This window comes from Mycolicibacterium flavescens (assembly GCF_001722335.1).
Taxonomy (GTDB): domain Bacteria; phylum Actinomycetota; class Actinomycetes; order Mycobacteriales; family Mycobacteriaceae; genus Mycobacterium; species Mycobacterium flavescens.
The window spans coordinates 89,315-101,729 of the sequence record NZ_MIHA01000020.1; the positions used below are offsets into that span (position 1 = coordinate 89,315).

Consider the following 12,415-nt stretch of genomic DNA (forward strand, 5'->3'; position numbering starts at 1 on the left):
TCATGTCCGCACCGCACACCGACCTGACTCCCGAGGCGCTCACCGAACCCGGCGTCCGCGGGGTGGTCCGCGTGATCGGCGGGGCGGGCACCGGCAAGAGCACGCTGCTCGTCGACACCGCGGTCGCGCACATCGCGGCCGGCGCGGACCCGGAATCGGTTCTGCTGCTGACGGGCTCGGCCCGGCTGGGCGCGCAGACCCGCGCCCGGATCACCTCGACGCTGCTGGCCGCCGGTGATCGGGCCGTGGTGCGCGAACCCCTGGTGCGCACCGTGCACTCCTACGCGTTCGCGGTGCTGCGGCTGGCCGCCCAACGCACCGGTGACCCGCCGCCGCGGCTGATCACCGGCGCCGAGCAGGACGGCATCATCCGCGAACTGCTGGCCGGTGACCTCGAGGACGGTGACCGGTCCGCGGTCGCCTGGCCCGCGCACCTGCGTCCGGCGCTGAGCACGGTGGGGTTCGCCACCGAGCTGCGCGACCTGCTGGCCCGCTGCACCGAGCGCGGTGTCGATCCGGTTGCGCTGCAACGTATCGGGCGTCGTTCGGGCCGGCCGGAGTGGCTGGCCGCCGGACAGTTCGCCCAGGCCTACGAGCAGATCATGCTGTTGCGGTCGGCGGTCGGGATGGCCGCACCGCAGGCCACCATCCCGGCGCTGGGCGCCGCCGAGCTCGTCGGCGCGGCGCTCGAGGCGTTCGGCACCGACCCCGACCTGCTGGCGGCGGAGCGGGCCCGGGTGAAGCTGCTGCTGGTCGACGACGCCCAGAACCTCGACCCGCAGGCCGCGCGGCTGGTCCGGGTGCTCGCCGAGGGCGCCGAACTGACGGTGCTCGCAGGTGATCCCAACCAGGCGGTGTTCGGGTACCGGGGCGCCGATCCGGCCCTGCTGCGCGGTGACGAACCGGCCGTCACGCTCACCACGTCGCACCGCTGCGCCCCTGCCGTCGCCGACGCGATCACCCGGGTCGCCGCCCGGTTGCCCGGCGCCGACGACGGTCGCGTGCTGACCGGCGCGCCCGGCCCGGACGGGTCGCTGGCGGTGCGCATCGCCGCCTCACCACACGCCGAGGCGGCGATGATCGCCGACGCCCTGCGCCGCGCGCATCTCGTCGACGGGCTGCCCTGGTCGCAGATGGCCGTCATCGTCCGTTCCGTCCCGCGGCTCGGTGCCGCGGTCGCGCGCACCCTGGCCGCCGCGGGTGTGCCGGTCGAATCGCCGACGCCGACGGCGCCGCTGGCCCAGCAGCCCGCGGTGCAGGCGTTGTTGACGGTGCTGGCCGCCACCGCGCAGGGCCTGGACGCCGAGCAGGCGACCGCGCTGATCACCGGGCCGATCGGTCGCGTCGACCCGGTGTCGCTGCGGCAGCTGCGCCGGGCGCTGCGGCGCGCCGACACCGCCCAGCCGCGCCGCGAGTTCGCCGAACTGTTGGTCGAGGCACTGGAACGGGGTGTCGACGGGCTGCCGGAGAACCTGGCGCGGCCGGTGGAGCGGGTGCGCAAGGTGCTGGGCGCGGCGCGTCGCAGCGTCGACGAGGGCGCCGATCCGCGCTACACGCTGTGGCAGGCGTGGCACCGGTCCGGGCTGCAGCGCCGCTGGCTGGCGGCCAGCGAACGCGGCGGGCCGGCCGGTGTGCAGGCCGACCGCGACCTCGACGCCGCCACAGCGCTTTTCGACGTCGCCGAGCAGTACGTGAACCGCACCGCGGGGGCGTCGCTGCGCGGGCTGATCGACCACGTGGCCGCGTTGGGCCTGCCGACCCGTGAGGACCGTGTCGAGGCCGACACGGTCGCGGTGCTCAGCGCGCACGCGGCGCTGGGTAGGCAGTGGGAGTTCGTCGTCATCGCCGGTGTGCAGGAAGGGTTGTGGCCCAACGCGGTACCCCGCGGCGGCGTGCTCGCCACCCAGCAACTCGTCGACGTGCTCGACGGCGTCACCGGCGACGGTGAACAGGGTGTGTCCACCCGCGCGCCCGTACTGGCCGACGAGCGCCGCCTGCTGGTCTCCGCGATGGGCCGGGCCCGCAGCCGCCTGCTGGTGACCGCGGTCGACAGCGACAGCGGCGACGAGTCGATGCTGCCGTCGGCGTTCTGCTACGAGCTGTCCGCCCTGGCCGACGACACCGCCCCGGAGGTGACGGCACCGGTGAGCGCACCTCGGGTGCTGGCGCCCACGGCCGTCGTGGGCCGGCTCCGCGCGGTCGTGTGCGCCCCCGACGGCGCCGTCGACGACGCCGCCCGTGCCTGTGCGGCAACGCAACTGGCGCGCCTGGCCGCGGCCGGGGTGCCGGGCGCCGCGCCGACGCAGTGGCAGACGATGACGGCGCTGTCTGACGAGCAACCGCTGTGGGACGACGACGGCCACACCGTCACGCTGTCCCCGTCGACGCTGCAGATGCTGACCGACTGCCCGCTGCGCTGGCTGCTCGAACGCCACGGCGGCAGCGGCGGGCGCGACGTCCGGTCGGCGGTCGGCTCGCTGGTGCACGCGCTGGTCGCCGATCCGGACCGGACCGAGAGCCAGATGGTCAACGATCTGGAGAAGATCTGGCCCCGGCTGCCGTTCGACTCGCAGTGGTACGCCGACAACGAACTCGGCAGGCACCGGGCCATGCTCGCGACGTTCGCGCAGTGGCGCGCCCAGACCCGCGGCCGGTTCACCGAGGTCGGCACCGAGATCGGCGTCGACGGGGTCGTCGCGGGCGCCGAGGGGCAACCCGACGTGCGGGTGCGTGGCCGGATCGACCGGCTCGAACGCGACGCCGACGGCCGCCTCGTCGTGGTCGACCTCAAGACCGGCAAGAGCCCGGTCACCAAGGACGACGCCCAACGGCACGCCCAGCTGGCGATGTATCAGCTGGCGATCGCCGAAGGGCTTGTCCCCGAAGGGCAGACACCCGGGGGTGGGCGGCTGGTCTATCTCGGCAAGCCGCGAGCGGACGGCGCCACCGAACGGGAACAGAACCCGATGGGCCCCGAGGCGCAGGCCGAATGGCGCGAGGCCGTGCACCGCGCCGCGGCCGCCACCCGCGGGCCGGAGTTCGTCGCGCGGGTCAACGACGGCTGTTCGCACTGCCCGGTGCGCGCGATGTGCCCCGCGCAGACCCGATCCGAAGGAGACCGGTGATGAGCCCCCGCTACAGCCCCGCCGAACTGGCCGCCGCACTGGGCCTGTTCGCGCCCACCGACGAGCAGGCCGCGGTCATCGCCGCGCCGCCGGGACCGCTGGTGGTCATCGCGGGAGCCGGGGCCGGCAAGACCGAGACGATGGCCGCGCGCGTGGTGTGGCTGGTCGCCAACGGCTACGCCCGGCCCGGCGAGGTGCTCGGGTTGACGTTCACCCGCAAGGCGGCCGGGCAGCTGCTGCGACGCGTGCGCACCCGGCTGAACCGCCTCGCCGGCGCGGGCATCGCCGACGTCGCGGCCGGGGTGGTCGACGAACCGCCGACGGTCAGCACCTATCACGCGTTCGCCGGCAACCTGCTGCGCGAGTACGGGCTGCTGCTGCCGGTCGAGCCGGAGACCCGCCTGCTCAGCGAAACCGAGTTGTGGCAGTTGGCGTTTCGCGTGGTGTGCGAGCAGCCGGCGCTGGAGACGGACAAGTCGCCGGCCGCGGTGACCTCGATGGTGCTGCGGCTGGCCGGCCAGCTCGCCGAACACCTCGTCGACACCGAGCAGCTGCGTGACACCCATGTCGAACTCGAACGGCTCGTGCACACCCTGCCCGCCGGGCCGTACCAGCGCGACCGCGGCCCCAGCCAGTGGCTGCTGCGGTTGCTGAGCACCCAGACCGAACGCACCGAACTGGTGCCGCTGATCGACGCGCTGCACCAGCGGATGCGCGCGGAGAAGGTGATGGACTTCGGCATGCAGATGGCCTCGGCCGCCTGTCTGGCCGAACGGTTTCCGCACGTCGGTGAGGAGCTGCGCCGCCGGTACCGGGTGGTGCTGCTCGACGAATACCAGGACACCGGGCACGCGCAGCGGGTCGCGTTGTCGTCGCTGTTCGGCGGCGGCGCCGACGAGGGTCTCGCGCTGACCGCCGTCGGTGACCCGATCCAGTCGATCTACGGGTGGCGGGGCGCGTCGGCGACCAACCTGCCGCGGTTCACCACAGATTTCCCGCGCGCGGACGGCAGTCCCGCGCCGGCGTTGGAGCTGCGCACCAGCTGGCGCAACCCGCCGCGGGCGCTGCACCTGGCCAACGCGGTGTCGGCGCCGGCGCGGCGCCGTTCGGTGGCCGTCCGCTCGCTGCGTCCCCGACCCGACGCCGAACCGGGCACCATCCGGTGTGCGCTGCTGAACGACGTTGTCGCCGAACGTGACTGGGTCGCCGACCACATCGCCGAGCGCTACCACGCCCCGCGGCCCGACGGTGCAGGCCCGCCGACGGCGGCGGTGCTGGTGCGCCGCAACGCCGACGCGGCGCCGATGGCCGACGCGCTGACCGCGCGCGGGGTGCCGGTCGAGGTCGTGGGGCTGGCCGGGTTGCTGGGCGTGCCCGAGGTGGCCGACGTGGTGGCGATGCTGCGGCTGCTGGCCGACCCGACCGCCGGCAACGCCGCGATGCGGGTGCTCACCGGGCCGCGGTGGCGGCTCAGCGGCCACGACATCGCGGCGCTGTGGCGGCGTGCCGTGCATCTCGACGACGCCGGGCGGGCCGAGCCCGCCGACGGCGCTGACCGGATCATCGCGCAGGCGGTACCCGACGCCGACGCCGCCACACTGGCCGAGGCGATCACCGATCCCGGTGCGCCCGAGGCGTATTCGCCGACAGGTTACGCGCGGATCGTCGCGCTGGGCCGGGAGCTGACCGCACTGCGCGCGCACCTGTCGCATCCGCTGCCCGACCTGGTCGCCGAGGTGCGCCGCACGCTCGGCGTCGACACCGAGGCGCGGGCGCGGCGCCCGGTGTCGACGGGCTGGTCGGGCACCGAGCACCTCGACGCGTTCGCCGACGTGGTGGCCGATTTCGCGGGCCGCTCGACCGCCGGGCCTGCCGCGTTCCTGGCCTACCTCGACGCCGCCGAGGACGTGGAGAACGGGCTGGCGCCGGCCGAGACGTCCACGGCCACCGACCGGGTGCAGATCCTGACCATCCACGCCGCCAAGGGCCTGGAATGGCAGGTGGTCGCCGTCCCGCACCTGAGCGGGCGGGTGTTCCCCTCCACCGGGTCCGCGCGCACCTGGCTCACCGACGCCGGTGATCTGCCGCCGCTGCTGCGCGGCGACCGCGCGACGATGTCCGAACACGGTGTCCCGGTGCTCGACACCTCCGACGTCAACGACCGTAAACGGCTGTCCGACACCATCGCCGAGCACAAGAAGAGCCTCGAACAACGCCGCATCGACGAGGAACGCCGCCTGCTGTACGTGGCGCTGACCCGCGCCGAGGACACCCTGCTGCTGTCCGGTCACCACTGGGGCGCCTCGGAGGGCAAGGCCCGCGGGCCGTCGGAGTTCCTGTGCGAACTCAAGGCGATCATCGACGAGTCCGCCGCGGCCGGCGACCCGTGCGGCGTCGTCGAGCACTGGGCACCGGCACCCGCCGACGGTGAACCCAACCCGCTGCGCGACGAGGTGGTCGAGGCGGTCTGGCCCGCCGATCCGGCCGGCTCCCAGCGCCACTGGGTCGACCGCGGGGCGGCGCTGGTGGCCGGCGCGATGGCCACCCCGGCCGCCGACGCCGCCGCACCCGACGGTGAGGACTGGGTGGCCGACGTCGACGCGCTGATCGCCGAGCGGAACCGACCGGCCGAGACGCCCGCGGTCGTCCTGCCCGACCAGGTGTCGGTCAGTGCCCTGGTCGAACTCAGCCGTGACCCGGCGGCGCTCGCGCAGCGGCTGCGGCGCCGGCTGCCCACCCGACCCGATCCACATGCGCTGCTGGGCACCGCTTTTCACGACTGGGTGCAGCGGTTCTATCAGGCCGAGCGGCTGTTCGACCTCGACGATCTGCCGGGCGCGGTCGACCACGACGCCGCGGTCGGCGAGGAACTGGCCGAACTGCAGGCGGCCTTCGCGGTCTCACCGTGGGCCGCGCGCACCCCGATCGACGTGGAGGTGCCGTTCGACATGCTGATCGCCGGGCGGGTGGTGCGCGGCCGCATCGACGCGGTGTTCGCCGACGACGACGGCGGCGTCACCGTCGTCGACTGGAAGACCGGGGAACCGCCCGGCACACCGGAAGCCAAGCAGCACGCGGCGATTCAGCTCGCGGTGTACCGGCTGGCGTGGGCGAGGCTGCACGGACGCGCGATCGACGAGGTGCGGGCCGCGTTCCACTACGTGCGCACCGGCACCACCGTCGTCCCCGAGGCGCTGCCGGACGCCGCCGACCTCGCCGCGCTGCTCGACGAGGCCGACGTCGCACGGGACGTGGCGTGAACCGCTAGGACGCGCGGTAGATCTTGACTGCCTGCACGATCATCGGCACCTGCAGCGGCAGCCGGGCCAGCGCGACCGCCCGCATCGGCGTCGACTTCGTCGGGTCCTTGAACCACAACCGCGCCATGTTGATGTTGGCCGGGAACACCGCGACGAACAGCGCCACCGCGGCCAGCGCGCCGAAGCGACGCGTCCGCGGCGCCGCGAGCAGGCCCGCGATGCCGAGCTCGGCCACCCCGGAGGCGTAGGTGTAGAACCGCGGGCTGCCCGGCAGCTCGGCCGGAATGATCGAGTCGAACGGCTTGGGCGCGACGAAGTGCAGGGTGCCGATGCCCAGCAGGCCGGCGGCCATCCGGTGGGCGCGCGACCGGACGGCCGGCTGCTGGGATTCAGGCGAGGAAGAGGTCATGGTTACATTGTGCGGATGCGGCGGTCCCCTGCGGTGACGAGGCGCGATGGCTAAGGGCAAACTGCGGCGTCGGCTCCGCCGCTTCGACGAGTCCCTGTCGGATCAGCCGGTCCACGCGATCACCGACCGGGTGCAGATCCCGAGCGATCCGGTCAGCCCGGGCCGGCGCATCACGGTGCGGGTCTGCTACGCGCTGGGCGCGCTGATCGCCGCGGTGATCATCGTCTACCTGGACCGGCACGGGTATCGCGACATCGACAGCGCCCCGAATGCCGACGATCCGCTGTCGTTTCTGGACTGCCTGTACTACGCGACGGTGTCGCTGTCGACGACCGGGTACGGCGACATCACCCCGGTCACGCCGTCGGCGCGGCTGATCAACGTCCTGGTGATCACCCCGCTGCGGGTCGCGTTCCTGATCGTGCTCATCGGTACGACGGTCGAGACGCTGACCACCCAGTCGCGGCAGGTCTACCAGATCCAGCGATGGAGGAACAAAGTGCGCAACCACATCGTCATCGTCGGATACGGCACCAAGGGCCGCACCGCCGCCGCGGCGATGGTCGGCGACGAGATCGCCCCCGCCGACATCGTCGTCGTCGACGAGAACCCCATCGCGCTCGAGCGCGCCAAGAGCGCGGGCCTGGTCACGGTGCGCGGCAACGCCACCGACTCCGAGGTGCTGCGGCTGGCCAGCGCGCAGCACGCCAGATCGATCATCGTGGCCACCAACAGCGACCCCAGCGCCGCGCTGGTCACGCTCACCGCCCGCGAACTGGCGCCCAACGCCAAGATCATCGCCGCGGTGCGTGAAACCGACAACGAGCACCTGCTCAAGCAGTCCGGTGCCGACTCCACCGTCGTCACCGCCGAGACCGCGGGCCGGCTGCTCGGCATCGCCGTGCAGACCCCCAGCGTGGTGGAGATGATGGAGGACCTGCTGACCCCCGACCGGGGCTTCGCGATCAGCGAGCGTGACGTGACACCCAAGGAGGTCGGCGGATCGCCCCGGCACCTGTCCGACCTCGTGCTCGGCGTCGTGCGCAACGGCACGCTGATCCGCGTCGACGAACCCGACGTCGACGCGCTCGAACTGGGGGACCGGTTGCTCTACATCCGCAGCGCGGACGCCGAGCGGTGATGAGAGCTTGCGCGAAGAACAGAGTGCGATGAGCCCGTTCCGGCTGCGCAACGTGCCGCTGCTGTCCCGTATCGGGGCCGACCGCGCCGACACCCTGCGCACCGACGTCGACGCGGCGCTGGCGGGGTGGCCGGACGCGTTGGTGCTGCGCGTCGACCGGCGCAACCAGGTGCTGATCGCCGGTAACCGGGTGGTCCTCGGCAACGCCGCGAACCTCGGGGACAAACCACCCGAGAACGCGGTGTTTTTGGGGCGGCTCAACGACGGCAGGCATGTGTGGGGGATCCGCGCCGCGTTGGAGGGACCCGAGGACCCGCACACCGAGACCGAGGTGCTCGACCTGCGCCGCGCCGGTCAGGTGTTCGACGACGTCAGCGCGCAGCTGGTCGCCACCGCCACCGCGCTGCTGAACTGGCACGACAATGCCCGCTTCTCGGCGGTCGACGGGTCGCCGACCCGCCCGATCAAGGGCGGCTGGGCGCGGGTCAACCCGCTCAACGGTCACGAGGAGTTCCCGCGCATCGACCCGGCGGTCATCTGCCTGGTGCACGACGGCCACGACCGCGCGGTGCTGGCCCGTCAGACGGTGTGGCCGGAACGGCTGTTCTCGATCCTGGCCGGGTTCGTCGAGGCCGGCGAGTCGTTCGAGACCTGCGTCGTGCGCGAGATCGCCGAGGAGATCGGGCTTTCCGTCACCGACGTGCAGTATCTGGGCAGCCAGCCGTGGCCGTTCCCGCGGTCGCTGATGGTCGGGTTCCACGCGATCGGCGACCCCGAGCAGGAGTTCTCGTACAACGACGGCGAGATCGCCGAGGCGGCGTGGTTCACCCGCGCCGAGATCCGCGAGGCCCTCGACCACGGGGACTGGAGCAGTGATTCGCCGTCGCGGCTGCTGCTGCCGGGGTCCATCTCGATCGCGCGGGAGATCATCGAGTCCTGGGCCGCTCAGGATTGATGCCGAGCAGTCGCAAACTGCCCTCAGACAGCCCGGTTTCAGGGCATTTTGCGTCTGCTCGCCGGGAAACTAGACCCCGAGCTTGGCCTTGACCTCGCGCGGGGTCGGGTTGGTCAGCGTCGAACCGTCGGGAAACTTCAGCGTCGGGACGGTCTGGTTGCCGCCGTTGGCCGTGGCCACGAACTCCGCGGCCGCCGGATCCTTCTCGATGTCGACCTCGGTGAACGCGATGCCCTCGGCCTGCAGCGCCTTCTTCAAACGGACGCAGTAACCGCACCAGGTGGTGGTGTACATCGTGACGGGAGTCTGTGCAGCGCTCATATCGCAGTCAACGTAGCCGATGACCCGAACATGCCCGACGGCGTCCCGGCTTTTGTCGGCGGCCACTGCCAAGATGGACCGCATGTCCGTAGACGCCGTCCCCGCGCGCCCCGGCGCCGCCGCGGTGGACGACCTCGACGAGGAGCAGCGTGAGGCGGTGCTCGCCGCGCGGGGGCCGGTGTGCGTGCTGGCCGGCGCGGGCACGGGCAAGACCCGCACCATCACCCGCCGCATCGCGCACCTGGTCGCCGCCGGGCACGTCGCGCCCGGTCAGGTGCTCGCGGTCACGTTCACCTCGCGTGCGGCCGGCGAGATGCGGGCCCGGCTGCGGGCGCTGGACGCCGCCTCGGGCGGTGTCGGCACCTCGGCCGTGCAGGCGATGACGTTCCACGCCGCCGCGCGCCGTCAGCTGGCGTACTTCTGGCCGCGGGTCGTCGGCAACACCACCTGGGAACTGCTCGACACCAAGTTCTCCGTGGTGGCCCAGGCCGCCAACCGGGCCAAGGTGTCGACCGGCACCGACGACGTACGCGACCTGGCCGGTGAGATCGAGTGGGCCAAGGCGTCGCTGATCAGCCCCGAGGACTACCCGCAGGCCGTCGCGCAGACCAACCGCGACATCCCGTTCGACGCCGCCAAGGTGGCCGCGGTGTACGCCGGCTACGAGGCGCTCAAGGCCCGGCGCGACGGCACCACGCTGCTCGACTTCGACGACCTGCTGCTGCACACCGCCGCCGCGATCGAGACCGACGTCGCGGTCGCGCAGGAGTTCCGCGACCGGTACCGCTGCTTCGTCGTCGACGAGTACCAGGACGTCACACCCCTGCAGCAGCGGGTGCTCGACGCCTGGCTCGGCGACCGTGACGACCTGACCGTCGTCGGCGACGCGAACCAGACCATCTACTCGTTCACCGGCGCCACCCCGCGCTACCTGCTCGACTTCTCCCGGCGTTTCCCCGACGCCGCGGTCGTCCGCCTCGAACGCGACTACCGGTCCACCCCGCAGGTGGTGTCGCTGGCCAACCGGGTCATCGCCGGTGCCCGCGGGCGGATGGCCGGCAGCCGCCTGCACCTCGTCGGCCAGCGCCCACCCGGGCCGGCGCCCACGTTCGCCGAGCATCCCGACGAGGTCGCCGAAGCCGCCGCGGTCGCCAAGAACATCAAGCGGCTCATCGAGTCCGGCACCGAACCGGCCGAGATCGCGGTGCTCTACCGGATCAACGCGCAGTCGGAGGTCTACGAGGAGGCGCTCACCGAGGCCGGCATCCCGTTCCAGGTCCGCGGCGGTGAGGGCTTCTTCAGCCGCCAGGAGATCCGTCAGTCGTTGGTGGCGCTGCAGCGGGCGTCCGAAAGAGACGTCGACGACGCGCCGCTGCCGCAGCTGGTGCGCGCCGTGCTGGAACCGCTGGGGCTGACGGCCGAACCGCCGGCGGGCACCAAGGCGCGGGAACGGTGGGAAGCGTTGAGCGCGTTGGCCGAACTCGTCGACGAGGAGGTCGCGCTGCGCCCGGCGCTGGACCTGCGCGCGTTGGTGGCTGAACTGCGCCAGCGCGCCGACGCGCGGCATCCACCGGTCGTGCAGGGCGTCACGCTGGCGTCGCTGCACGCCGCGAAGGGACTCGAGTGGGACGCGGTGTTCCTCGTCGGCCTGGCCGACGGCACGCTGCCGATCTCGCATGCGCTCTCGCACGGTCCCGACAGTGAGGCGGTCGAAGAGGAGCGTCGCCTGCTGTACGTCGGAATCACCAGGGCCAGAGTGCATTTGGCGTTGAGTTGGGCGCTGGCGCGGACGCCGGGAGGTCGGCAGGGCCGCAAACCGTCGCGGTTCCTCAACGGCATCGCACCGCAGTCGTCGAGCACCTCCGACACCGCCGCCAAGCCCCGCCGGGCGCGCGGCGCGCCGCCGCGCTGCCGGGTCTGCAACGCCACGCTCACCGCACCGGCGGCGATCATGTTGCGACGCTGTGAAACCTGCCCGTCCGACATCGACGAGCAACTGCTCTCCGACCTCAAGGACTGGCGGCTGCGCACCTCCAAGGAGATGAGCGTGCCCGCCTACGTGGTGTTCACCGACAACACGTTGATCGCGATCGCGGAGACCCTGCCGACCGACGACGCCGCGCTGGTCGCCATCCCCGGCATCGGCGCGCGCAAGCTCGAGCAGTTCGGGTCCGACGTGCTCGAACTGGTCAGACGCCGAAGCCGTTAGGCGGCAGGCGAACACCGCCAAGAATCGTAAAAATCGTGCCAAACCCGCAGCTCAGAAAATCGCTTGTGAGTTTCGGCTGTTACGCTTAGCCTCGAAATCACATCCCGCAGGGGATGTTCTTGTGCGAAAGGAGGGTACCGACGTCATGAATTGCAACAGCGCGTTCACCGGCGTAGCCGTTGCCGGCATGTCGCGGACCCTCCGTGTCGCCGCTCGCGCAGCGCATCCGGCGCCCGTCGCCGCGCATATTGCCGCCGCGGCATATCCCGCGCACGCCGCCGCTGCCGTCAACCCGCAGCGCAAGCGCCGCACCGCCGCCGCGACTGTCACGTCCGTCGATCGGGGTTTCATCTAGGTAAGCCCACGATATCGCCGAGAAGGCCACGGACCCGCAGTCAAGGATCCGTGGCCGTTGGTTTTTCCGGGCTTTCCCGCCCACCGAAGACCTGGTCCGGATCCGCAGAACAGATCCGAAGAGCGACGAACGACCAGGAAGCAGAGGAACAACCCATGTCAACTGCGATGAGCGCTCCGTCCAAGAGCGGCCTATCGAGGACATGCCGGGAGAAGACCAAGCTGGCGGTGCCGTGTCACAGAAACGATCCCGATCTGTGGTTCGCCGAGAACCCAGCTGAACTCGAACGCGCCAAGGCGCTGTGCGCGGACTGCCCGATCCGGCGCGAGTGCCTGGCCGCGGCGCTGGAAAGGCAAGAGCCGTGGGGTGTTTGGGGCGGCGAGATCCTCGAACGCGGTGAGGTCATCGCCCGCAAGCGGCCCCGCGGCCGGCCCCGCAAGAACACCGCGGGCGCTGCCGCATGACCGGAGGCGTCGGGACGACGGGCTTCGTCGTCCCGACGCTTTCGCGCATCTAGGAGTCTGCTGAATTAATACGGTGTGCCGGGTCGGTTTGTTCTGGGTTTTTGGGGATGATTGATCGGTGCAGGGTCGCTCTGATGATCAGCGTGAATTGTTGGATGCCGAATCGGTTGCCGGGC

The 12,415-nt window shown here is 72.0% G+C and carries 9 protein-coding genes; 6 read left to right on the top strand and 3 right to left on the bottom strand.

Annotation, left to right across the window (positions count from 1 at the left end):
* The first annotated feature begins 2 nt into the window (after positions 1-2).
* Complete coding sequence (locus BHQ18_RS23015) at positions 3-3,125, top strand: ATP-dependent helicase (RefSeq protein WP_069415958.1); 3,123 nt, start codon at positions 3-5, stop codon at positions 3,123-3,125.
* Positions 3,125-6,385 (top strand): ATP-dependent helicase, encoded by a 3,261-nt coding sequence (locus BHQ18_RS23020; RefSeq protein ID WP_069415959.1) that lies wholly within the window; start codon positions 3,125-3,127, stop codon positions 6,383-6,385. Before BHQ18_RS23015 ends, BHQ18_RS23020 begins: the two co-directional genes overlap by 1 nt.
* A gap of 4 nt (positions 6,386-6,389) precedes the next feature.
* On the opposite strand, the gene BHQ18_RS23025 is transcribed toward BHQ18_RS23020, so the two are convergent.
* Complete coding sequence (locus BHQ18_RS23025; RefSeq protein WP_069415960.1) at positions 6,390-6,794, bottom strand: DoxX family protein; 405 nt, start codon at positions 6,792-6,794, stop codon at positions 6,390-6,392.
* A gap of 46 nt (positions 6,795-6,840) precedes the next feature.
* Between BHQ18_RS23025 and BHQ18_RS23030 the strand changes: the two genes are divergently transcribed.
* Both BHQ18_RS23030 and nudC read left to right on the top strand, forming a co-directional pair.
* A complete protein-coding gene (locus BHQ18_RS23030) occupies positions 6,841-7,935 on the top strand; it encodes a potassium channel family protein (protein ID WP_069415961.1) in 1,095 nt (364 codons plus the stop codon).
* Positions 7,936-7,963: 28 nt separating this feature from the next.
* The gene (nudC, locus tag BHQ18_RS23035) at positions 7,964-8,890 is read left to right on the top strand and encodes an NAD(+) diphosphatase (protein WP_069415962.1); all 927 of its coding nucleotides are present in this window, start codon (positions 7,964-7,966) and stop codon (positions 8,888-8,890) included.
* A 69-nt stretch (positions 8,891-8,959) separates the two neighbouring features.
* On the opposite strand, the gene BHQ18_RS23040 is transcribed toward nudC, so the two are convergent.
* Complete coding sequence (locus tag BHQ18_RS23040) at positions 8,960-9,211, bottom strand: mycoredoxin (protein ID WP_069415963.1); 252 nt, start codon at positions 9,209-9,211, stop codon at positions 8,960-8,962.
* A 73-nt stretch (positions 9,212-9,284) separates the two neighbouring features.
* Here BHQ18_RS23040 and BHQ18_RS23045 point away from each other — a divergent pair, with 73 nt between their 5' ends.
* Positions 9,285-11,420, top strand: a complete 2,136-nt coding sequence (locus BHQ18_RS23045; protein ID WP_069415964.1) for an ATP-dependent DNA helicase UvrD2 — start codon at positions 9,285-9,287, stop codon at positions 11,418-11,420.
* Between the two features lie 97 nt (positions 11,421-11,517).
* On the opposite strand, the gene BHQ18_RS29905 is transcribed toward BHQ18_RS23045, so the two are convergent.
* On the bottom strand, positions 11,518-11,805 hold the full coding sequence (locus BHQ18_RS29905; RefSeq protein WP_131815723.1) for a hypothetical protein: 288 nt from the start codon (positions 11,803-11,805) through the stop codon (positions 11,518-11,520).
* A 125-nt stretch (positions 11,806-11,930) separates the two neighbouring features.
* Here BHQ18_RS29905 and BHQ18_RS23055 point away from each other — a divergent pair, with 125 nt between their 5' ends.
* Positions 11,931-12,239 carry a WhiB family transcriptional regulator gene (locus BHQ18_RS23055; RefSeq protein WP_069415966.1) on the top strand — a complete coding sequence of 103 codons (309 nt, stop codon included), beginning with the start codon at positions 11,931-11,933 and terminating at the stop codon, positions 12,237-12,239.
* The last annotated feature ends 176 nt before the right edge of the window (positions 12,240-12,415 follow it).